The following is a 22905-nucleotide window of genomic DNA, read 5'->3' as shown; positions in this document are numbered from 1 at the left end:
GGCGGCGTGCCGCCGCCGGCCCCTGTGTTACCTGATCTCAGCGGATCCGGATGCGGTTCACCAGCCCTCGAGGCCGAGCTGCTGGGCCTGCTTCTTCACGTCCTCGTCGTACTGCGCGGCACCGTCTTCGGCGCCGGTGATGCCGGAGCCGACGGCGACCGTGATGTTCTCGAGGTTCGGTCCCTTGATCGGGGAGAGGAACTCGAGCGCGGAGCCGGTCTTGCCGGAGTCGAAGTACGCCTGGATGTCGTTCACCAGGTCGGGCACGTCATCGGGCAGCGTGCAGGCACTGGTGACGTACGGGCCGGCGATCGAGCCGCCCTCGTTCTGCACCTGGCAGCCCTCGTCCGAGTTCGCGAACGCCACGAACTTCTTGGCGGCCTCGAGCTTGTCGCCCTCGGTGGACTTCGCGATGTAGATCGCGTTCGGCTGCCACATCGTGATCGACGTGTCAGCGGCGTCCGCGGCCGGCAGTGCGAACACGCCGATGTCGTTGACGTTGTCGGGGTAGTCCTGCTGCACCGCCGAGATCGTCGCCGACAGCATCGGGTACTGCGCCCCGGCGCCGGTCGCCAGCGCGGCCATCGCCTGCGCGTTCGTCATCGAGGGGAAGTCCTCGTTGAGGAGGCCCTTCTCGAAGACCTCTGCGCCGTGCGTGAATCCGGCAAGAGCCGGCTCCTCGACGTACTTCGCGTTCGGGTCGTTGGCGGTGTACTCCTCGGCCCAGTCGGGGTTGACCGCCGACACGTTCGCGAAGTCGCCGAGCACGAACAGCTGGCTGGTCCAGGTGTCACCGAACGACTGCAGGATCGGGGCGACGCCGCCGCCCTCGGCCTTGATCTTCTCGCTGTTGGCGATGAACTCGTCCCAGGTGGTCGGGATCTCGAGGCCGAGCTGCTCGTAGACCTTCTTGTTGTAGAGCACGGCGCCCGCGAACGAGGTGCCCCATGGGGCGCCGTACAGGCCGTTGTCGGTCGACACGACCGCCTTGAAGTCGTCGGTCAGGCCGCTGACCCAGTCCTCGTCGCTCAGGTTCACGAGCGTCTGGTCGGGGTTCAGCGCCTGCAGCAGCGAGCCCGAGTTGTAGTGGAAGACATCGTTCATCGAGTCGGTCGACAGCTTCGTCTTCATCAGGTTGTCGCCCTCGGTGCCGCCCGGCTGCGTCTCGAGCTTCACCGTGATGTCGGGGTTGGCCTTCTCGAACGCCGCGATCAGCGCCTTCGCCTGGTTGGTGTTGGCGTCGTCGCTCTGGGTGAGATAGCTGATCTCCACCTTGCCGTCATCGGAACCGCCACCGCCGCTGCACGCGGCCAGCGGCACGGCGAGTGCCACGATGCCCGCACTCGCGAGGAGCACTCTCCGGGTCGAAGAGCTCTTCATCTTTACCTCCTTGTAAAGCCGAGCGGATGGTCCGCCCACGCTGCCGGAATCCCTGGTGCTGCGTTGAGAGGGTCGCTGCCCTGGTGGCATTGAAACCATTCAACCCTCGTAAGGTACGTCCGTTCCGGCATGGGGTCAACAGTGGGATCAGAACTGATCCGTCACGATCGTGTAACGGTCTACACTTCGATTGACAAGAACCATGAATCGTTTCACGATTGTGGAGCGGGTCGGCGACGCGGCCGACCTCCGAAAGGACCCAGCCATGACGGCTCTTCCCTCTCCCACCGCAGTCGACGACGCCGTTCGGATCGTCGGGCTTCGCTCCCAGCACGGCCCCGGACTGCTCGGCGTCCCGCGCACCGGGCTGCGCCTGAGCTGGCGCACCGAGAGCGACGATTCGGATGCCCGTCTCGTCGGCTATCAGATCGCCGAAGGCTCTGAGGGAGCCGAACCCACGATTGCGGAGCCGGTCGCCGACGCCCGGACGGTCGGCATCGCCATCCCGGTCGAACTCGCCGCCCGCGAGCGTCGTGCCTTTTCGGTGCGCGTCGCGACGCCGCGCGGCTGGAGTGCGTGGAGCGAGCCGCTGGTCGTCGAAGCCGGCGTCGACGGACCGGGGCTCGAGGCATCCGTCATCGGCGCCGACACCTCGCCCGACGGGCCCGTGCCGCTGCTGCGCACCGAGTTCGTGCTCGACGGAGCGCCGACGACCGCCCGGCTGCGCCTGTCCGCACTCGGTCTCGTCGATGCGTGGATCAACGGCGTCCGCGCGACCGACGCCCTCCTCACACCGGGGTGGACGTCGTACCAGGAGCGCATCCTCGTCGACACGATCGATGTCACCTCCCTGCTGCGTGCGGGCGCGAACGTGATCGTCCTCGCCGTCGCCGACGGCTGGTACCGCGGCAGCTTCGGGTTCGCGCGGCGCCAGGCGATCTACGGCGACCGCACCGGGGCGCTGGCGCAGCTGGAGGCCGACGGCGAGATCGTGGCGAAGACGGATGCCTCGTGGCAGACCGGATCCGGACCTCTCCGCAGCGCCAGCATCTACGACGGCACCGTGACCGACCTGCGCCTCGACGACCCCGCCGTGCACGAGCCCGGGTTCGCGGGCGACGGCTGGGTCGCAGCATCCGTCGTCGCCTTCGACGCGACGCGATTCGAGCCCCGCTCTGCGCCGCCGGTGCGGGTGGTGGCGGAGCTGCCGATGGCGCCCACGCACCACGACGGACGTACGCGCCTGGACGGCGGGCAGAACCTGTCGGGCTGGGTGCGCCTCGTGGTGCGCGGCCGCGCGGGCGATGTCGTCACGGTCCGCCACGCCGAGGTGCTCGAGCCGTCGGGCGACCTGCACGTCAAGGCGCTGCGGTCGGCCAAGGCCACCGACGTCTACACGCTCGACCGCGACGGCGAGCACACGCTCGAGCCCGCGTTCACGTTCCACGGCTTCCGCTACGCCGACGTCGAGGGTGCCGAGGTCGTCTCGGCGACAGCGGTCGCGATCTCGAGCGACCTCGCGCCGCGGAGCACCTTCGCGTCGTCGCACGAGGCGCTCGACCGGTTCCACTCGAACGTCTTCTGGTCGCAGCGCGACAACTTCGTGTCGGTGCCCACAGACTGCCCGCAGCGCGACGAGCGGCTCGGCTGGACCGGCGACGCGCAGGCGTTCGCGGCGACGGCGAACACCCTCATGGACACCGAGTCGTTCTGGATGTCGTGGCTGCGCGACCTGGAGATCGACCAGACCGACTCCGGCGGGGTGCCCGCGGTCGTGCCCGACATCATCCGCCCGCAGGACATGCTCATGGGCGGCGTGCCCACCGAGAACATGGGCCGTGCCGGATGGGCGGATGCCGCCACCATCGTGCCGCTCGCGGTCTACGAGTCCTACGGCTCGACGGAGGTGCTCGCGCGTCAGCGCAGCAGCATGCGGCGCTGGGTGGAGCACCTGCGCCGCCGCGCGGGCGACGGCGTCGTGCTGCCGGGCGGCGACTTCCAATTCGGCGACTGGCTCGACCCCGACGCCCCCGGCGAGCGGCCCTGGGAGGCCAAGGTCTCGAGCGACTTCGTGTCGAACGCGTTCTACTCGTGGTCGGCGCGCCTGCTCGCCCGGGCCGAGCGCATCCTCGGCGACGCCGACAGCGCCGACGACTACGAGGCCCTCGCCGACCGCGTCGGAGCCGCGACGTTCGCACGCTGGGGCGAGGAGGCGATCCTCACTCAGAGCGGTGCGGCGATCGCCCTCGAGTTCGCCCTGGCGCCCGCAGAGCGGCGCGCCGAGATCGCGGACGCGCTCGCCGAGAACGTGCGCCGCGAGAACGGCCGCATCGCGACCGGCTTCCTCGGCACGCCCCTCGTGCTCTTCGCGCTGTCGAACTCGGGCCACCTCGACGAGGCGTATCTCATGCTGCTGCGCCGTGACGCCCCGTCGTGGCTCTACCAGGTCGACCGCGGTGCGACGACGGTATGGGAGCGCTGGGACGCCATCCTCCCCGACGGCAGCATCCACTCCGGCGCCATGGACGCCCTTCCCACCGAGGACGCCTCCGAGGACGAGACCGGCATGCTCTCGTTCAACCACTACGCGTACGGCGCGATGATCGACTGGGTCTACCGCACGGTGGCGGGCCTCGCCCCCGATGCCGACGACCCGGGGTACCGAACCGTGCACGTGGCTCCGCGCCCGGCCGTGGGGCTCGAGCACGCCTCGGCGTCGATCCAGACCCCGCAGGGGCGTCTCGCGATCGACTGGCGCGTCGACGGCGACGTGTTCGAAGCCACCCTCGAGGTGCCTTTCGGCTCGCGCGCCGTGCTCGACCTCCCGGTCACCGCGGGCTCGGCGACGACCGTCGACGGCGCTCCTGCACCCACCGAGCTCGGTCACGGCACGCATCGCATCACGGTCACCGCGCCCGCCGTCGCGACGCCCGGCGCCGTCATCCCGGCCTGATCGCGGCATCCGTCAGACCTTTCCCCACCCCCAGACCACACACCCGAGGAGTGCCATGAGCAGCCCCGTTCCCCACATCGTCATCGACGCGCCATACCGCAGCGACGTCGTCGCCTCATCGACCCCCGAGATCGGCTGGCGCACCGAGACCGACATCCCCGGGTGGCTGCAGGCCGGGGCCGAGGTCGAGGTCACGCGTGCCGGCGAGGTGTCGTCGCACCGTGTCGACGGCCGCGCGTCGACAAGGATCGCGTGGCCGTTCGCCCCGCTCGCCGCGCGCGAGGAGGCCTCGCTGCGCGTGCGGGTCACCGGCGTCGACGGCGCCCTCGGCGACTGGAGCGAGCCGCGGCGCGTCGTCGCCGGGTTCCTCGCCGAGGGGGAGTGGCAGGCCGTGACGATCGGCCTCGCCGCGCCCGCCGCGAATGCCCAGCCCGCGTACCTGCGGACGGAGTTCGACGTGACCGGCCCGGTGGCACGCGCCACGCTCTACGCGACGGCACTGGGCGTGTACCAGGTGGCGATCGACGGCGTCGACGTCGACGACCAGGTGATGAAGCCCGGCTGGACGCCCTATGCGCACCGCACCATCCACGAGACCACCGACGTCACCGCTCTCGTCGCGGAGGGCCGCAACGCCATCGGCGTGCGCCTGGCCGGCGCGTGGGCGACGGAGAGCTTCGGGTTCCGCGAGAACGCGCGTCCCCTCTACGCCGACCAGCCGCGCTTCGCGGGTCAGCTGCTCATCGAGTACGCCGATGGGTCGAGCGAATGGATCGTCACGGATGCCTCGTGGCAGGCGTCCACCGGACCCCTCACGGCGAGCGGGCTCTACGCGGGCGAGGACCACGACGCCCGGCTCGCCCTCGTCGACCGCGACGGTCGGGGTTTCGCCGAGGCGGGGTACGCGGCCGACAGCTGGGCGCCCGTCGCCGAGCTCGACGCACTGCGCACGCCCGAGGCGCGGGTGTCGCCGTTCGTACGACGCGTCGAAGACCTCGCGGTGCGCGAGGTCATCACCACCCCGAGCGGCAGGACCGTCCTCGACTTCGGGCAGAACCTGGTCGGCCGCCTCCGGATCCGGGTCTCAGGTCCCGCGGGCACGGTGATCACGCTGCGGCACGCCGAGGTGCTCGAGCACGGCGAGCTCGGCACGCGGCCGCTGCGCGCCGCCGCCGCGACCGACCACTACACGCTGTCCGGCCAGGGCGCCGAGGAGTGGGAGCCGGAGTTCACGTTCCACGGCTTCCGCTACGCCGAGATCGACGGCTGGCCGGGCGAGTTCGACCCCTCCGCCGTCACCGCGGTCGTCATCCACAGCGACATGGAGCGCACGGGCTGGTTCGAGGCATCCCATCCCCTCGTCAACCAGCTGCACGAGAACATCGTGTGGGGCCTGCGCGGCAACTTCCTGTACCTTCCGACCGACTGCCCGCAGCGCGATGAGCGTCTCGGCTGGACGGGCGACATCCAGGTGTTCGCGCCGACGGCGTCGTTCCTCTACGACGTGCGCGGTTTCCTCGACTCGTGGCTGCGCGACCTCGCCCTCGAGCAGGTCGACGGCGTGGTGCCGTTCGTCGTGCCGAACGCGCTCGGCGTCGCCCGCCCCGCCGCGGCGTGGGGCGATGCCGCCACGATCGTGCCGTGGGTGCTTCACGAGCGCTACGCCGACGTCGCCACGGTCGAGCGCCAGTACCCCAGCATGAAGGGCTGGGCGGACGTGCTCATCGGGCTGGCCGGCCCGCGCCGGCTGTGGGAGGGCATGTTCCAGTTCGGCGACTGGCTCGACCCCGACGCGCCGCCGCACCTGCCTGCGAACGCGAAGACCGATGCCGACATCGTGGCGTCGGCCTATCTCTTCCGTTCGGCGGACGCCGTGGCCCGCGCCGCCGCGCTCCTCGGCAAGGACGACGAGGCCCGGGAGTACGGGCAGATCGCGGAGGAGGTGCGCGCCGCGTTCCTCGCGGAGTACGTGACGCCCGCCGGGCGCATGATGTCGGATGCGCAGACCGCGTACGCGATGGCGATCGTCTTCGACATCGTCCCCGCCGACCAGCAGGAGGTGCTCGGCGCCCGGCTCGCCGAGCTCACACGCCTGTCGGGCTACCGCATCAGCACCGGCTTCGTCGGCACGCCGATCATCCAGGACGCCCTCACGCGCACCGGCAACCTCGAGACCGCACGCCGCCTGCTGGTGCAGACGGAGAACCCGTCGTGGCTGTACCCGGTCACCATGGGGGCGACCACCATCTGGGAGCGGTGGGACTCGATGCTGCCCGACGGATCGATCAACCCGGGTGAGATGACCTCGTTCAACCACTACGCGCTCGGCGCGGTCGGCGACTGGCTGCATCGCGTCGTCGCGGGCCTCGCGCCCGACGCGCCGGGATACGAGCGGATCCGCATCCAGCCGCGCCCGCTCGCCGAGTTCGACCACGCGTGGGCCGAGCACCTCACGCCGTACGGCACCGCGCGTGCGGGCTGGTCGCGCCAGGGCGGCGTCATCCGCGTCGAGGCCACGGTGCCGCCGAACACGACCGCCGTCGTCGTGCTGCCCGACGGGCGTGAGCTCGAGGTCGGCTCGGGAACCCACGAGTGGGAGGTCGCCGACACCGCGCCGGCGGCCGCCGCCTCGCGCATCGGCCTGGACTCGACCCTCGCCGCCGTCATCGACGACCTCGAGGCCTACGAGGCCATCGGACAGGTGCTCGAGGCCTCGAGCCCCGAGGCCGCGCACGGCTTCCGCACGCACACGAAATGGTCGGAGGCCCGCGAACTCGGGGAGGCGCTGTTCATGCACGCCGGCCCCGAGACGCAGCAGGAGATCGCCGCGGCGCTCGCCGCGCTGTCGGCGCAGCGCGAGGGGGCGACGGCCGATGCCTGAGGCCGGACGGGGCGCGGGGGAGACGGCTTGCCCCGTGCCCTACACTCGCGGGAAGCGGATCTGAACACTGGGGGCGTCATGGTGGTGAGCGTGCGCGATGTCGCGGCTGCGGCATCCGTTTCCGTCGGCACGGTCTCGAACGTGCTCAATCGACCCGAGAAGGTGTCGCCCGCGACCGTCGAGCGGGTGACGCAGGCGATCGAGGAGCTCGGCTTCGTGCGAAACGACGCGGCCCGGCAGCTCAGAGCCGGGCGCAGCCGCAGCATCGCCCTGATCGTGCTCGACGCGGGCAACCCGTTCTTCGCCGAGGTCGCCCGCGGGGCCGAGGACCGCGCCGCCGAGGCCGGGATGAGCGTGCTGCTCGGCAACAGCGATGAGCGCTCCGACCGCGAGGACGCCTACCTCGATCTCTTCCGCGAGCAGCGGGTGAACGGCGTGCTCGTCACGCCTGTCGACGGCGACCTCGCCGGACTCGCGCGGCTGCACGCCGGCGGAGTGCCCGTGGTGCTCGTCGACCACGAGGACTCCGCGCGGGCGTTCGGATCGGTCTCGGTCGACGACGTCGAGGGCGGCTACCTCGCGGTCTCGCACCTCCTGTCGACCGGGCGCCGGCGCATCGCCTTCATCGGCGGTCCTCGCACGATCCGCCAGGTGGCGGACCGGCTCGAGGGCGCGCGTCGCGCCGTCGCCGAGGTGGAGGGGGCGACCCTCGAAGTCGTGGAGATGTCGGCGCTGTCGGTGCTGCAGGGGCGTGAGGCGGGAGAGCTCCTCCGCGGACGCGCCGCGGCAGACCGGCCGGACGCGGTGTTCGCCGCGAACGACCTGCTCGCCGTCGGCGCGCTGCAGGCGTTCACGCTCATGGCCGATCTGCAGGTGCCGCGCGACATCGCGCTGATCGGCTACGACGACATCGACTTCGCGTCGGCGACCGTCGTGCCGCTGAGCTCGATCCGCCAGCCGGCGCACCTCATCGGGTACACCGCCGTCGACCTGCTCCTCAAGGACCTCGAAGAGCCCGACGGCGACCACGCGCGCACCGTGCGCTTCCAGCCCGAGCTGGTGGTGCGGGAGTCCACGGCCGGCTGACCTCACCGGGCCGAGGTCGGCCGGGTCGCCTCCTCGAGCAGCTCGAGCACGTGGCGGTAGTCGGCTCCCGTCGCGCGCGTCATGCCCAGCTCGCACGTGCGGTTGCACGACGCGTGCGCGTCGGCGCCCAGGGCGCGCACCTCGGCGGCCTCGGCGGCCGTGGCGGACGCGGTGAGCTCGGGATGCAGCATCCCGCGGTCTCCGGCGAAGCCGCAGCACGACCACGCGTCCGGCACGACCACCTCGGTGGCGACGGCTTCGGCCACGCGGCGCAGGGCGGGGTCCAGGCCGAGCTGCGTCGACGAGCACGTGGGGTGCAGCGCCAGCGAGCCGACGAGCGGCATCACCTCGCCCAGTCGGGGGAGCAGCACGCGCTCGGCGAAGGCGACGGCGTCTTCGACACGGGCGTCGACGCCGGCATCGGCGAGCAGGTGGATGAAGCCCTCGGTGCAGCTCGAGGCATCCGTCACGATCGTGAGTTCGCCGCCGTGCGACGCGTCCGTGATCGACGCGGCGACCCGGCGGGCCATCACCTCGCGCCCGCCCGCGTGGCCCTTCGAGGTCCAGGGTGTGCTGCAGCACAGCGCGTCGACGCCGTCCGGCACCGCGAGCCGGACGCCCGCGCGTTCGGCGAGCCGGCGGAACGCCTCGGTCACCCCGACCCCGTCGCCCGCGGCGCCGAACATCGCGTTGACGCAGGCGGGGAGGAAGACCGCGACCGGCGCTTCGTCGCCCGTGCCGACGCCGGCGCCGAGGCGTGAGCGCGCGCGTCCGCCGCGGGGGAGGTCGTCCGAGTAGCGCGGCACGGTGTCTGCGCCGAGCACGGCGCGGCCGAGGTCGGTGACGGCGCCGACAGTGCGGGCCGGAAGGCGCTCGGCCACCGTGAGGCCGAGGCTCGCGACCCGGGTCGCCCCTGCCCACGCGTGCGCGGCGCCCTTCCACGCCGCGTTCGCCGCCGGGCCGGCGTCCTCGCGGCGCAGGCGCTTCACGAGGGTCCCCGTGTTGATCAGCACGGGGCACGCGGTCTGGCACATGCCGTCGACGGCGCAGGTGTCCACGCCCGCGTAGTCGTAGTCGCGTTCCAGCTCGCGCACGAGCGCGTGATCGCCGGATGCCTCGGCCCGGGCGATCGCGCGCCGCGTCACGATCCGCTGGCGCGGCGTGAGGGTGAGGTCGCGGCTCGGGCACACCGGTTCGCAGTAGCCGCACTCGACGCAGCGGTCGGCCTCCTCCTCGATCGGGTCGGCGAGCTTGATGTTGCGCAGATGCGCCTCGGGGTCGTCGTCGATGATGACGCCCGGGTTGAGGATCCCGGCCGGGTCGCACAGTCCCTTGAGCTCGCGCATGACGTCGTAGAGCTCGTCGCCGTACTGCCGGCGCACGTACGGCGCCATGACGCGGCCGGTGCCGTGCTCGGCCTTGAGGTTGCCGCCGGCGTCGAGCACGAGCTCGACCATGTCCTCGGTGAACGCACGGTAGCGGGCGAGCTGATCGGTCGACTCGAAGCGGTCCGTGAGCATGAAGTGGATGTTGCCGTCCTTCGCGTGCCCGAAGATGACGCTGTCGTCGTAGGCGTACCGCTCGAACAGCGTCTGCAGCGTCGCGCACGTGGGCGCGAGGCGGTCGACGGGCACGACGACATCCTCGAGCAGTGCCGTGGTGCCGCTCGGGCGCGCACCGGCGACCGAGGCGTAGAGGCCCTTGCGCAGCTTCCACGCGGCGGCGCGCGCCGCCGGATCGGACGAGAAGGATGCCGCGGCCTCGAGCGGCTGCCCCGCGAGGGTCTGCGCGCCCCGCGCGACGAGCTGTGCGAGCTCGTCGTCGTCGTGCGCGTGGAACTCGATGAGGAGCGCCGCCTGGTCGCGCACCGTGAGCCCCGTGATCTCGCGGGGGGCTCCGGCGAGCGACTGCCCGACCCGGAGCGACGTCGCATCCATGAGCTCGAGCGTCGCCGCCCCCGTCGCGACGAGCTCGGGGAGGGCGCGCGTCGCGGCCGCGAGATCGGGGAAGACCGTCAGCGCCGTCGCCATGCGCGGCAGGATCGGCACCGTGCGGTAGGTCGCCTCCGCGACGAACGCCAGCGTCCCTTCGCTGCCGACCACGAGGTGCGCGAGCAGCTCTGCCGGGGTGTCGAAGTCGAGGAACGCGTTGACGGCGTACCCCATCGTGTTCTTCATCGCGAACTGCCGGCGGATGACCTCGACCGACCGCGGGTTCGACACCACCCGTTCGCGCACCCGCATCAGGCCGTCGACCAGATCAGGCTCGGCGGCGCGGAGTGCCGCGTCGGCATCGGGCGCACCCGAGTCGACGACCGTGCCCGACGGCAGCACGAGCACGAGCGACTCGAGCGTCCGGTACGTGTTCTCGGTGATGCCGCATGCCATGCCGCTGGAGTTGTTGTTGACGACCCCGCCGATCGTGCAGGCGAGCTCGCTCGCCGGGTCGGGGCCGAGCCGGAAGCCGTGCCGCGCGAGCCGTGCATTGACCTGTCGCACCGTCGCGCCGGGCTGCACGCGCACGCGGCGCCCGCCGTCGAGCACGTCGATGCGGCGGAACCGCTGCCGCACGTCGACGAGCAGCCGGTCGGTCGATGCCTGGCCCGAGAGGCTCGTGCCGCCCGAGCGGAACGTGAGGCTCGTCCCGCTGCGGCCGGCCTCGCGCATCACGCGGCCGACCTCGGCCGCGTCGGCGGCGACGAGCACCGCCTCAGGGGTGAGCAGGAAGTGGGAGGCGTCGCTCGCGTACGCGACGCGGTCGATGGCGCGGGTCCTGAGGCGCGATGCCTCGCCGACGGCGTGCGCGATTGCGTCCACAACGCCGGCGGCGGGCAGGGTCGCGGGGGCGGCGCTTCTTGCCATGGGGACTCCTCGCTGAGCTAGACTGCAATCACATTCAAGAGAGAATGGATATGCAAGCTCCTATGGACATGCAGACTAGCGGATCGTCCACCGTGATCTCCACTGGGCCCGACCTCTCCCGCGATGGCGTCGAGCGGTACTGGGAGAGCACCGCTCCGGGAGCGGGACGACGGATGCCGCGGGCCGACGCCGTCAGCGATGCCGCGACGGTCGACCTCAACGGGGTGTGGCGCTTCCGGCTCTCACCCACGGCGGCGGGCACGGGGTCGGCATGGATCGCCGACGACTTCGACGATGCGGGCTGGGACGCGATGCCGGTGCCGTCGCACTGGGTGCTCGAGGAGTTCACGCCGCTTGCGGGCGGCCCCGCGCGCCGCATGCTCGGCACCGACGAGGGGCCGCTCTACACGAACACCGCCTATCCGATCCCGCTCGATCCGCCTCGCGTCTCGACGGAGAATCCGACCGGCGATTACCGGCTGGTCTTCGACGTCCCCGCGGGCTTCGGCCCGGCGGTGCTGCGCTTCGAGGGCGTCGACTCGTGCGCGAAGGTCTGGCTGAACGGCGAGGAGCTCGGCTGGTCGACGGGCAGCCGCCTGCCGTTCGAGTTCGACGCACGGGTGCGAGCCGGGCGCAACGTGCTGTGCGTGCGCGTGCACCGCTGGTCGGCAGGCACGTACCTCGAGGACCAGGACATGTGGTGGCTCCCGGGCATCTTCCGCGACGTGCAGCTGCGTGCGCGTCCGGCCGGTGCGATCGACGACCACTTCGTGCACGCCGACTACGACGCCGCGACGGGCATCGGCACGCTGCGGGTGGATGCCTCGACCCGGGCCGTCGTCGAGATCCCCGAGCTCGGCATCCGTGTCCCGGCCGGCGAGACCGTGACGGCTCCCGTCGAGCCGTGGAGCGCGGAGCGGCCGCGCCTGTATCGCGGGACCCTGCGCTCGAGGGGCGAGACGGTCGAGCTCGCCGTCGGGTTCCGGCACGTGGAGGTCGTCGACGGCGTGTTCACGGTGAACGGGCGGCCCGTCACGTTCCGCGGCGTCAACCGGCACGAGCACCACCCCGACACCGGGCGCACGCTCGATCGCGACACGATGATCCACGACATCGTGCTCATGAAGCGCGCGAACATCGACGCCGTGCGCACCAGCCACTACCCGCCGCATCCGGAGTTCCTTCGCCTGTGCGACGAGTACGGACTGTGGGTGATCGTCGAGGCCGACCTCGAGACGCATGGGTTCATCTACGAGGGATGGGCGCACAATCCGCCCGCGCTGCCCGAGTGGCGCGACGCGGTCATGGACCGCCTCGTGCGCACGGTCGAGCCGCACAAGAACCACCCGAGCATCGTCGTCTGGTCGCTCGCCAACGAGAGCATGACCGGCGACGGCTTCGCCGAGATGCGCCGCTGGCTCGACGAACGCGATCCCTCGCGCGCCGTGCTCTACGAGCGCGACCCGAGCTATCGCGACTCCGACTTCTACTCGCTCATGTATCCGTCGCTCGAGCTGCTCGACCAGATCGGCCGGCACGAGGAGCCCCGCGGGGGGCGGCTGAGCATGCACGGCATGGTGTTCACCGACTCGGGCGGGGTCGCGCCGCTGCCGGAGGGTGTCACCGAGGCCGACGAGGAGCGCCGGCGCGCCCTCCCCTTCCTCCTCGTCGAGTACGCCCACGCGCAGGGCAACGGCCCCGGATCCCTGCAGGACTACTGGCGCATCATCCGCGCCCACGACCGCCTCTGCGGCGCGTTCGTGTGGGAGTGGATCGACCACGGCTGGAACGCCGCGACCGACGACGGGGTGCCGTTCGTCATGCACGGCGACGACGTGGACTACGAGCCGCGCGGCGGCCGGTTCAGCCTCCACGGGCTGGTGTTCAGCGACCGCACGCCGACCCCCGGCCTCGTCGAACTGGCGAAGGCGCACGAGACCATCAGGATCACGGTGGAGGGCGACGCCGTGCGCGTCGAGAACGACCGGCACACCGCCGACACCGCGGACGTGGCGTTCCGCTGGGCGGTCGAGGCCGACGGCGAGAAGGCCGCGAGCGGCCCGCTGCCGGTTCCCGTCCTCGCACCGGGGGAGTCCGTGGCGGTCTCGATTCCGGATGCTGCCGCCACGGCTCTCGCGTCGGGCGCCGGCGACATCGTGCTCACCGTCGAGGCGGCGCTCGCCGCGGACGAGCTGTGGGCGCCGGCCGGGCACGTCGTGGCGTGGGGGCAGCGTGCGCCCGCGCCCGCGGACGCAGGCACCGGGGCCGAGAAACCGCAGACCGATCGAGACACCGCGCGTGCCGTGGCTTCCCCGCAGCTTCGTGATGTCTCGCGCACCGCCGGCGAGATCCGGCTCGGATCGGCCACGTTCGATGCGACGACGGGCCGCCTGATGCGGCTCGGCGATCTCGAGCTCGACGGCCCGGTGCTCGACCTGTACCGCGCGCCCACCGAGAACGATCACGGCCAGGGCGAGACCAACAACATCGCCGGCGTCTGGCGAAAGACGATGCTGCACCGGCTGCTGCATCGTGTCGACGACATCGACACGGGCGACGGACGGCTCCGGGTGAGCGGGCGCACGGCACCGCGCACGCACCCGCACGGCGTCGCCTGGACGATGACGTGGACCGCCGACGGCGACGGGCTCGTGCTCGAGGTCGACGCCGACTTCGTCGGGCCGTGGACGGACACCCCCTACATGCGTCGCGACATCCTCGTCCCGCGGCTCGGTCTGCTGTTCGGCCTTCCCGGCGCCGCCGAGCGGGTGACGTGGTTCGGCCGGGGCCCGGGCGAGACGTACGTCGACTCGTTCGAGGCCTCACGTGTCGGGCGCTACGGCCGGTCGATCGACGAGCTCCAGGTGGCGTACCCGGTGCCGCAGGAGAACGGCAACCATGTGCAGACGCGGTGGCTCGAGGTCGCGGGCCCGGGCATTCCCCCTCTGCGGGTCGAGGGTCGGCCGGAGTTCGACTTCACCGCCCGCCGCTGGACGTCGCACGACCTCGATCGCGCCGCCAAGCCGCACGATCTCGTCGACTCGGGTCGGGTGTGGCTCAACATCGATCATGCGCAGCAGGGTGTGGGCTCAGCATCCGTCGGTCCTGCTCTTCCGGAGAAGTACCGGATCCCGCGTGAGCGCACGACGTGGAGCGTGCGGCTCGAGGCACGCTGAATCCTCCGCCGGCGCACACCCCGCGCGCGAACCTCGGAGACCCGGCGAGAATCGGACGGATCCGGGCCCCCGCATCCGAGACTCGCGGGATCCCCGATTCTCGCGGGTCGCGTCAGAAGCCGTGGCTGAGCAGAGTCGCGCCCGCGCCCGCTCGCAGCGCGCCGAGCGCCTCGCGCTCGTACTCGGGCATGCGGTCGGGGAGGGCGTCGAGGTCGAACCAGGCGAGCTCGGCGCACTTGCGCGGCTCGAGGATCTCGGGCTCACCCTCCCACTCGTCGCACACGAAGAACCAGTCGACGCGCTGCTCGATCGGGTTGTCGGTGCCGTCCGTGCGCTGCATGACCGTGACCGGCGTCAGCGTCGCGGCGGCGAGGGCCACCCCGAGCTCCTCGCGGACCTCGCGGATCGCGGCGTCGACGGCGGTCTCGCCGAGCTCGACGTGGCCCGCGGCGCCGGCGGCCCAGCATCCGTCCATGTAGCCGGTGTTCTGACGCAGCTGCAGCAGCACCGCCCCGCCGCGGCGGAGATAGACGTACGAAGAGGGGACGACGGAGAAGCGGGTCACGGCGACCCAACCTACCGTCAGCCGAGCTCGGCGACGTCGGTGAAGAGGGCGTCAGCCCCCACCTGCCCGCCCTTGAGCAGCAGCTCGAGTCCGTCGACGGCGGGGTCCGCGGCGTGCGCCCGCAGCAGCACGACGTTGCCCCACGGGTTCGCGGCGATCGAGAGCGACTCCACGCCGAGCAGGCGGGTGACGCGGCTGGACGTGTCCCCACCGCACACGATCACACGGCGCGCCGCTTCGTCGCGGGCGACGGCGGAAATGACGGATGCCGCCGCCTCCGCGATCGCCTCGAGCACGGGGCGGTCGCCGGTCGAGGTCGCGTCGGCGTCGTCGGAGGTGAGCACGACGCCGCGTCCGGCGCGCAGCGCGGCGATCACGTCGGGCACGACGGCCTCCCTCGCAGGCCCGCCGAGGGGCAGCGGCTGCACCAGCCAGCCCGCGGCGGCCGCGGCATCCGCCTGCCGGCGCGTCTGAGCCGAACGGCTGCCCGACACGACGAGCACCGGCCCCGCCGAGGGGGTGGAAGCCGGGACAGCGGGGCCGCTGCGGGGGTCGGCGGCGGCGATGCCGTGGGAGAGACCGCCCGAGCCGATCGCGAACACCGGAGCGGGGAGCGCCGCGACAGCCTCGCCGACCGTCACGAGGTGCTCGTCGGTCAGGGCGTCGAGGACCACCGCCGACTCGGCGGAGCTGCGCAGCAGCGCCTCGAGATCGTCGAAGGCGACGAGCGGGATGGAGCCCACGGGCAGGTCCGTCTGGCGGCCGATGTGGACCGCGAGGTCGGCCTCGGTCATCGGCGTCGAGGGGTGGTGCGACATCGTCGGCTGCCGGTCGAGCCGGTACACCGTGCCCCGCTCAGCGGCGAAGTGCTGGCCGAACAGCGTGTACCGCCCGAAGTCGGGCTGCGCGAACAGCATCGGCACCGGGCGCTCGCCGAACGATTCGCGCGCGAGCTCGACGACGCGGCCGAGACTGCCCACACCCGGCGCGGAGTCGGCCGTGGAGCACGCCTTGTACTGCACGATCGCCGGGTCGAGCTCTGCGAACGCGGCGAACACCGGGCGCAGCTCGGCGTCCATCTCGTCGGGCGCGAGGGAGCGCGAGATGCCGGCCACACCGACCACGTCCACCTCGTCCGCCGCGCGACGCAGGGTGGCAGCATCCGGGAGTCCCGTGAAGAGCCGCCCCGTCCAGCCGCGCCGCGCGAACTGCAGGAGCGCGTCGACGCTGCCGGTGAAGTCGTCGCCGTAGAAGAGGGCGGCGCCGCGGGCGGCTCTAGGCACGGACCGGACCGAAGAGCTCGGCGGCCCGGCGGAGCGCGGAAGAGCTCTGGTAGGCATCGTCGATGCTCTCGCCGCGTGCCGCCGATGCCCATGCGTCGCGCATGCTCGCGACGCCGGCTGCCGCGCCGTCGGGATGACCGTGGATGCCGCCGCCGGCGAGCACGAGGAGGTCGGTCGTGCCGACCGCGGCATAGGTGGCGTGCGCGAGCCCGCCCCACTGTCCCGACGACAGCACGGGGAGCGTCGGCGTCAGGCCGAGGAGGGGCTCACGCACCGCGGCGATGGAGTCGAGCACCTGTTCGTCCGTCTCGTAGAACTTGTTGCTGATGCCGTTCGTGTGCAGGTGGTCGGCGCCGGCGAGGCGCGCGAGCTTCTGCCACGCACGGAACCCTATCCCGACCTGCTCGGAGCGGCCGAACGAGCCGAACATCGCACGGTGTCCGTGGATCGGTACGCTGCTGTGGCTGCGGAGGAACTCGAGGCCCGGCACTCCGATCAGGTTGATGCACGCCATCACGCACGTGCCGCCGGCGGCCACCACGAGGTCGTGGTTCGCCTCCAGCCGCCCGATGTCGTCCGTGATGTTGAACGCGTACATGGGCTTGCGGCCGGTGCGGTCGGCGTAGCGCTCGAGCACCGGCATGACCGCGGCGACCCGCTCGGCCAGCGGCGCGCTCGGCCCGTTGCCCTGCAGCTCGTCGTCCTTGATGAAGTCGATGCCCGATTCGGCGAGCTGACCGACGACCTCGGCGAGGTCGGCGGGGGACAGGCCGATGCTGGGCTTGACGATCGTGCCGATGAGCGCGCCCTCGGGGCGGCCGACCAGCCGGCGCGTGCCCTCGACCCCGAACGCGGGGCCGGGGTAGCGCTCGGCGAACGCCGGCGGCAGCTCGAGGTCGACCAGCCGGATCGCCGCCAGCTCCTTGATCTCGAAGAGGTTGCCGGCGACGGCGGCGAGCAGGTTCGGAAGCGATGGGCCGAAGTTGTCGAGCGGGAACCGCAGCCGCATCCGCGCACGCCGCCGGAGGGCCGGGTCGCCGACGGCTCCCGGCAGGGGCGAGGCGCCGGTGAGGGGCAGCTCGTCGAGGGACTCGACCTGGGCGGCGAAGCGCGCGCGCACCTCGTCGGACTCGCGCTCGACGCGGACGAACGTGCCGGTGGACTGCTCGCCGGCGAGGACCTCGGCGGCCTGCCGCAGGGGCAGCGAGGTCTCGATGATGTACGTCGCGACGACGTGCGGGGACGTGAAGGATGACGAGGACATGCGCGTCACCAGACCAGCGGGAGCCAGACCGACATCTCGCCGGCACCGCGATTGCCCCACGCGAAGTAGGGGATCAATCGCACAGGTGCCGTCGCGAGCGCGGTGTCTGCGAGGTCGTCGTACAGCGCGTCCTCGTCGGACCCGGGAAGGATGACCGCCTCGGTCTCGAGGGCGATCACACGATGGCCGGCGACCTCGGCCTCGACCGCGGTCAACGCCGCGCCGCGCCGGAGCGCGACCTGTTCGAGCACGACCCTCTCAGGAAGATCGGCGGTCTCTACGCAGTACACGACAGGTCCGCGGCGCACGGCGACCTGGTTGGTCGCCTCCTCCGCGAGCCGATGGGCGCGCAGCACCCGCACCGGCATCGGCAGCGTCAGTGCGACGACGTCGCCGGCCCGCCACTCGCGCTCGATGCGCGTGTACGTTCCTGGCTCGGTCACCGCCACCGCGGCGCCGTTCACCGTGAGCGTTGCGCCCGACGACCAGCCGGGGATGCGGAGGTGAAGGGGGATGCCGCCGGCTGCGGCATCCGTCACGGTGAACGTGATCTGCTCGCTCCAGGGGTAGTCCCCGTCTTCGCGCAGCGCGAGACGGCGCCCGTCGCCGGACGTCACGTCGAGCGTGCTGCCGCCGTAGAGGTGGACGAACACGCCCTCGTCCCCGATCGACGCCGCACGCTCGTGGAACCGCGCAAGCGTGCGCGCGATGTTGGGTGGGCAGCAGAAGCAGCTGAGGTACGGCTCGCGCAGGCGCTCGTCCGACGGCGGGGGCACCGGCACCGGGTGGAGGGCGGTGTCGCCCGGCCGGCGAAGCGGGTAGGGGAGGTCCCGCACCTGCCGCAGCGCGTTGGTGTAGAAGTACTCGGAGCCCGCGAGGCTGATGCTCGACAGCAGGCTGTTGAAGGCCACCTGCTCGATGACATCGGCGTAGGTCGCGTCGCCCGTGAGCGCCAGCATCCGCTCGCCCCACAGGATCAGGCCGATGTTCGCGCACGACTCGTTGTGGGCCGTGGTGTGGGGCAGCTGGTACGCGCGACCGTAGGCCTGGTGCACGCGGCTGATCTGGTTCTGCCACGGCGAGCCGTCGGGGGAGGCCCCGTCGTAGAGCGCGCCGGCACCACCGGTGATGTACAGCTTCGTGTCGACGACGTCGCGCCACAGGTTCTCGAGCACCGCCTCGAGCTCCTCGTCACCGGTCTCGGCGACGAGGTCGGCGAGACCCGCGTAGAGGTAGTTGGCCCGCACGGCGTGGCCGGCGACGACCGTCTGCTCGCGGACGGGGACGCGGTCCTGGTTGTCGTCGCCGCCCTCGAAGTCGTCGCGGACGCGGATGAACGCCTCCGACAGGCGCAGGTACTGCTCGTCGCCGGTCGCGCGGTAGAGGTCGATGACCGCCATGTAGTGCGAGGGGCAGATGGCGCTGCGAGCGAGCTCGAGCGGCTTGTTGGTCGCGAGGTCCTCGAGGAAGGCCGCCGCCTTGCGGGCGGCGTCCAGGAGCGTGGTCGACCCCGTCACCTCGTAGTGGCGGACGCCGGCCGTGATGAGGTGGCCGAGGTTGTACGTCTCGAAGTTGAAGCGGTCGGCGAGCGCCAGCACGTCCTCGTGGTTGCGCGTCGAGATGAGGGTCGGCGTGTGGAGGTAGCCGTCCTCGCGCTGCACCGAGGCGATGAGCCCCGCGATCTCTTCGATCCGGGCGGCGAGCTCGGGGTCGGGGTCGGTCTCGAGGCGCGCGATGGCGGCCTCGAGCCACTTGTAGAAGTCGCCGTCCATGAAGGGCGGTCCGGCGTGCGCGCCCTCCTCGAGTCCTGCGGCGATGCGGAAGTTGGTGAGCCCGGCGCTGACGGCCGGGTCGCTCAGGGAGGACCAGATCTGCGGGATGGTGACGTCGCGCGTGCGGTCGTGGACGTCTCCCCAGAAGCCGCTCGCCCAGCGCGCGCTGTCGGCGCCGAGGGGTCGCAGCCGGGCATGTGCCCTGGTCGCGGTGGTGGCGGTCATCGTTGTTCCTTCCGAGTGGCGTTCAGTCTCGTGCTGGTCGCTGCGTCGCGGCAAGCCTGGGCTGATCCGAGTGAGAGGAGACAGCTCTGCAACTTCTCGCAACGCTGCATGGAAATGCAGTCTAACCCCTGAATCGTCTCAAAGTGAATAGAATTTCAGTACTGACTGTTGACACACGTCGAAATCGTGCCTACTGTCGTGCTCGTACCTTTCACCCGCATGGTCGTCGTCAAGGAGGACGCTATGAACACCCGCAGCAACCGCCGCCGCATCGCGGCGCTGGGAATCGCACTGGCCGCGGTGCTGCCGCTGGCCGCCTGTGCCGGTAGCAGCGCGCCCGACACCGGATCGTCGGAGGGTGGCGGCGCCGGCGCCGGCGGCACCGATCCCGAGACCTTCACCGTCATGACGGCGAACGAGAACCCCGTGCTGGAAGAGCAGCTCACCGCTCTCTCCGAGGGTGCCTGCAAGGCCGAGAACGAGGCCCTGCCGCTCGAGCACCAGAAGGTCGCGCAGGCCGACACCGTCCAGAAGGTGACGCTCCTCGCCAGCCAGGGTGCCCTGCCGACGCACACCATCGCGGGCACCGCGCTCATCCGCCCCGACGGCGACCTCAACGCGGCCGGACTGGTCGGCGACCTCAAGGCCGCGCTCGAGGGATCCGGCGCGTGGGACAACGTGCTCCCCGCGGCGGCGTCCACCGTCGAGCAGGTCTACGGCGGCATGTTCTCGATGCCGTACCAGTACAACGTCGAGGGCATCTTCTACAACAAGGAGATCTTCGCCGACAACGGCATTGAAGAGCCCCAGACCTGGGACGACCTCCTCGACGCCTCCGCGACGCTGCAGGATGCCGGCATCACCCCGATGACCGAAGCCGGTGCCGCCGGCTGGCCCCTCACGCGCATCATGGGCATGTACATCTTCCGCAACGTCGGCCCCGACGCCATGGCAGCCGTCCGCGACGGCGATGCCAAGCTGACGGAGCCCGAGTACGTCGCGGGCGCGCAGGCGCTCGCGGACTACGCCGAGGCCGGCTACTTCGGCGAGGGCTTCTCGACGCGCGACGGCGACACGTCCTCGAACATGTTCCTCACCGGCAAGGCCGCGATGACCTACGACGGATCCTGGCTGCTCAGCGCGATCAACGACCCCGAGCGCAACCAGATCGGCGGCGAGAACGTCGGCTTCATGCCGTTCCCCGAGGTCGACGGCGGCAAGGGCTCGATCGACCAGTACGCCGCGAACGCCGGCGCGCCGATGATCATCAACGCCGAGCAGTTCGGCCCGAAGGTCGTCGACTGGGTCAGCTGCATCGCCGAGAACTACGGCCAGCAGGCCCTCCAGGACGCGGGCGTCATCTCGGGCTTCACGGTCAACGGCGACGTGACCGACATCTCGGAGAACACCGCGGAGATCCAGGAGCGGATCGCGGGCATCGACCAGACCGTACTGTGGTTCGAGGCGCTGATGGACTCGAAGAGCAACTCGCTCGCTTCGACCAACGCGACGCTGCTGACGACCGGCCAGATGACCGCCGAGGACTACATGACCCAGCTCCAGGCGAGTATCGACGCCAACGGCTGAGACCCCGTACCGGCTCCCCGGGCACTCGCCCGGGGAGCCGGCTCTTCGAGAGAGAAAGCAGTTCGCAGATGAACTCGATCTTCGGAGATCGGAAGACGATCTTCATCCTGCTGGCACCGGCCCTGGTGCTCTATACCCTGCTCAAGGTGGTGCCGGTCGGCTGGTCGCTCGGCCTCTCCTTCTTCGAGGGCAACTCGCTCCGCGGGTTCGAGTGGGTGGGCGTCCAGAACTTCATCACCTTCTTCAGCGACCCGAACGCCCTGCAGTCGATGTGGGTGAGCGTCTTCTTCGCGATCGTCGCCACGATCGGCCAGGTCGCCCTCGGCTACGGCCTCGCGCTCCTGTACGTCTTCGTCCTGCGCAAGGGCTCGACGCTCGTGCGGACGTTCGTGTTCTTCCCGACTGTGCTCCCGACCGTCGCCGTCGCGCTGCTGTTCCGCAGCTTCGTCGCCGTCGGCGAGAACCAGGGACCGGTCAACGACATCATCAACTTCTTCGGCGGCGAGAGCGTCGAGGTGCTCGCCTCCACCGTGGGCACGATGACCCTCGCGATCCTCATGACGCTGTGGAGCTCGATGGGCTTCTACGCCGTCCTCCTCTACGCGGGACTCCTCGACATCCCCGAGGAGGTCATCGAGTCCGCCCGTCTCGACGGCGCCAACGGCCTGAAGCTCGTCCGCCACATCGTCGTGCCGCTGTCGCTGCCGATCCTGCTGTCGTCGATCATCTTCAGCCTCAACGCGACGCTCAAGGTCTTCGACAGCCTGCTCGCCCTCAACGGCGGCGGGCCCGGCACGTCGACCGCGCCGATGACGCTGTATATGTACCGCACCGCCTTCGAGTACGCCGAGTACGGCTACGGCTCGACGATCGCCGTCCTCCTCACCGCGCTCTGCCTGGTGTTCACCCTGGCGATCTTCCGATCGTCGCGCCGCAAGGCGGAGGTCTGACATGACTCTGACGCACACCGACAAGGCCGCGTACACCGTCGCGACCCCGACTGTCCGCAAGCCCAGCCCGGGTCGCGCCCGGCGCACCGCGGTGAAGGCTCTTCGCCGCCTGCCGGTCTGGATCCTCGTCGCCGTCCTGATGGTCGTGGTGCTGTACCCGCAGGTCTGGATGGTGCTCGGCTCGTTCAAGACGCAGTCCGAGTTCCTCTCGAACCCGGCGCTGTCGCTGCCCGAGACGTGGAACTTCGACAACTACGTCACCGCCCTCACCAACGGCAACGTCGCGCGCAACTGGCTCAACAGCGTCCTGGTGACGATCCCGTCGGTCATCTTCATCGTCTTCATCGGCGTCGCCGCCGGGTACGCGCTCGAGGTGATGATCTGGAAGGGGCGCAACGGGGTCCTGCTCTACATCCTCGCGGGCATCATGGTGCCCGGCCAGATGATCCTCGTCCCGCTGTTCATCACGTACTTCCGCATCGGAATCACCGACACGCTGTGGCCGCTCATCATCACGTACACCGTGATGGGACTCCCGCTGACGACGTTCCTGATGGCGACGTACTTCCGGTCGGTGCCGCGCGAGATCTTCGAGGCCGCGACCGTCGACGGCTCGGGTCCGCTGCGATCGTTCTTCGTGATCGGCGTCCCGATGATGAAGAACGCGATCCTCACGATCGGCCTCGTGCAGTTCTTCAGCGTGTGGAACGACCTGCTGATCGCCCTGACGTTCACGACCCGACCGGAGCTCGCGACGATCCAGGTGGGCCTCTTGAGCCTGAGCGACGAGTACGGGTCGACCCAGTACGGTCCGCTGTTCGCGGCCGTCAGCATCAACATCGTGGTGCTGCTGATCCTTTTCCTCACGCTCAACAAGAAGATCATGGCCGGCATGTCCGGCGGCGCCCTCAAGGGCTGAGAA

At 71.0% G+C, this 22905-nt stretch carries 13 protein-coding genes; 7 read left to right on the top strand and 6 right to left on the bottom strand.

The features are described 5' to 3' along the window. Positions 1-57: 57 nt before the first annotated feature. Entirely contained in the window at positions 58-1380 is a 1323-nt protein-coding gene (locus tag ASF40_RS18390; RefSeq protein ID WP_056371831.1) for an ABC transporter substrate-binding protein, read from the bottom strand. 265 nt (positions 1381-1645) lie between these two features. On the opposite strand from ASF40_RS18390, the gene ASF40_RS18385 reads away from it, so the two are divergent. From ASF40_RS18385 to ASF40_RS18375, 3 genes are all read left to right on the top strand, one after another. Next, complete coding sequence (locus tag ASF40_RS18385; RefSeq protein ID WP_162239875.1) at positions 1646-4333, top strand: alpha-L-rhamnosidase; 2688 nt, start codon at positions 1646-1648, stop codon at positions 4331-4333. 55 nt (positions 4334-4388) lie between these two features. Next, the gene (locus tag ASF40_RS18380) at positions 4389-7214 is read left to right on the top strand and encodes a family 78 glycoside hydrolase catalytic domain (RefSeq protein WP_056371826.1); all 2826 of its coding nucleotides are present in this window, start codon (positions 4389-4391) and stop codon (positions 7212-7214) included. 78 nt (positions 7215-7292) lie between these two features. Next, on the top strand, positions 7293-8300 hold the full coding sequence (locus ASF40_RS18375; RefSeq protein WP_056371824.1) for a LacI family DNA-binding transcriptional regulator: 1008 nt from the start codon (positions 7293-7295) through the stop codon (positions 8298-8300). Between the two features lie 2 nt (positions 8301-8302). Here the strand turns inward: ASF40_RS18375 and ASF40_RS18370 are convergent, their stop codons facing one another. Then, positions 8303-11161, bottom strand: a complete 2859-nt coding sequence (locus tag ASF40_RS18370; RefSeq protein ID WP_082497193.1) for an FAD-binding and (Fe-S)-binding domain-containing protein — start codon at positions 11159-11161, stop codon at positions 8303-8305. Positions 11162-11223: 62 nt separating this feature from the next. Between ASF40_RS18370 and ASF40_RS18365 the strand changes: the two genes are divergently transcribed. Then, on the top strand, positions 11224-14337 hold the full coding sequence (locus tag ASF40_RS18365) for a glycoside hydrolase family 2 TIM barrel-domain containing protein (protein WP_082497192.1): 3114 nt from the start codon (positions 11224-11226) through the stop codon (positions 14335-14337). A gap of 112 nt (positions 14338-14449) precedes the next feature. Here ASF40_RS18365 and ASF40_RS18360 read toward each other — a convergent pair whose 3' ends face one another. From ASF40_RS18360 to ASF40_RS18345, 4 genes are read right to left on the bottom strand one after another with little or no spacing between them, the layout of a single operon-like run. Then, positions 14450-14902, bottom strand: a complete 453-nt coding sequence (locus ASF40_RS18360) for an NUDIX hydrolase (RefSeq protein WP_082497191.1) — start codon at positions 14900-14902, stop codon at positions 14450-14452. Between the two features lie 17 nt (positions 14903-14919). Continuing rightward, positions 14920-16185, bottom strand: a complete 1266-nt coding sequence (locus tag ASF40_RS18355) for a four-carbon acid sugar kinase family protein (RefSeq protein WP_056371818.1) — start codon at positions 16183-16185, stop codon at positions 14920-14922. Continuing rightward, positions 16178-17449 (bottom strand): RuBisCO large subunit C-terminal-like domain-containing protein, encoded by a 1272-nt coding sequence (locus ASF40_RS18350; protein WP_056372050.1) that lies wholly within the window; start codon positions 17447-17449, stop codon positions 16178-16180. Before ASF40_RS18350 ends, ASF40_RS18355 begins: the two co-directional genes overlap by 8 nt. Positions 17450-17454: 5 nt before the next feature. Then, positions 17455-19446: a glycoside hydrolase family 127 protein gene (locus tag ASF40_RS18345; RefSeq protein WP_056371816.1), complete on the bottom strand. Its 1992-nt coding sequence runs from the start codon at positions 19444-19446 to the stop codon at positions 17455-17457. A 243-nt stretch (positions 19447-19689) separates the two neighbouring features. On the opposite strand from ASF40_RS18345, the gene ASF40_RS18340 reads away from it, so the two are divergent. The 3 genes from ASF40_RS18340 (at position 19690) to ASF40_RS18330 (ending at position 22902) form a co-directional block, all read left to right on the top strand. Next, a complete protein-coding gene (locus ASF40_RS18340) occupies positions 19690-21033 on the top strand; it encodes an ABC transporter substrate-binding protein (RefSeq protein WP_056371814.1) in 1344 nt (447 codons plus the stop codon). A gap of 68 nt (positions 21034-21101) precedes the next feature. Further along, the gene (locus tag ASF40_RS18335; protein WP_056371812.1) at positions 21102-21983 is read left to right on the top strand and encodes a carbohydrate ABC transporter permease; all 882 of its coding nucleotides are present in this window, start codon (positions 21102-21104) and stop codon (positions 21981-21983) included. 1 nt (position 21984) lies between these two features. Then, positions 21985-22902 carry a carbohydrate ABC transporter permease gene (locus ASF40_RS18330; protein ID WP_056371805.1) on the top strand — a complete coding sequence of 306 codons (918 nt, stop codon included), beginning with the start codon at positions 21985-21987 and terminating at the stop codon, positions 22900-22902. Positions 22903-22905 lie beyond the last annotated feature (3 nt).

The organism is Microbacterium sp. Leaf288 (genome assembly GCF_001422925.1).
In the GTDB taxonomy this organism is placed as follows: domain Bacteria; phylum Actinomycetota; class Actinomycetes; order Actinomycetales; family Microbacteriaceae; genus Microbacterium.
Note: the sequence above shows the minus strand (reverse complement) of the source record. Positions and strands in the feature narration are given on the sequence as shown.

Coding starts and splice junctions, on each gene's coding strand:
- ASF40_RS18390 (WP_056371831.1), bottom strand. CDS start 1,380: ATGAAGAGCTCTTCGACCCGGAGAGTGCTCCTCGCGAGTGCGGGCATC.
- ASF40_RS18385 (WP_162239875.1), top strand. CDS start 1,646: ATGACGGCTCTTCCCTCTCCCACCGCAGTCGACGACGCCGTTCGGATC.
- ASF40_RS18380 (WP_056371826.1), top strand. CDS start 4,389: ATGAGCAGCCCCGTTCCCCACATCGTCATCGACGCGCCATACCGCAGC.
- ASF40_RS18375 (WP_056371824.1), top strand. CDS start 7,293: ATGGTGGTGAGCGTGCGCGATGTCGCGGCTGCGGCATCCGTTTCCGTC.
- ASF40_RS18370 (WP_082497193.1), bottom strand. CDS start 11,161: ATGGCAAGAAGCGCCGCCCCCGCGACCCTGCCCGCCGCCGGCGTTGTG.
- ASF40_RS18365 (WP_082497192.1), top strand. CDS start 11,224: ATGGACATGCAGACTAGCGGATCGTCCACCGTGATCTCCACTGGGCCC.
- ASF40_RS18350 (WP_056372050.1), bottom strand. CDS start 17,449: ATGTCCTCGTCATCCTTCACGTCCCCGCACGTCGTCGCGACGTACATC.
- ASF40_RS18345 (WP_056371816.1), bottom strand. CDS start 19,446: ATGACCGCCACCACCGCGACCAGGGCACATGCCCGGCTGCGACCCCTC.
- ASF40_RS18340 (WP_056371814.1), top strand. CDS start 19,690: ATGAACACCCGCAGCAACCGCCGCCGCATCGCGGCGCTGGGAATCGCA.
- ASF40_RS18335 (WP_056371812.1), top strand. CDS start 21,102: ATGAACTCGATCTTCGGAGATCGGAAGACGATCTTCATCCTGCTGGCA.
- ASF40_RS18330 (WP_056371805.1), top strand. CDS start 21,985: ATGACTCTGACGCACACCGACAAGGCCGCGTACACCGTCGCGACCCCG.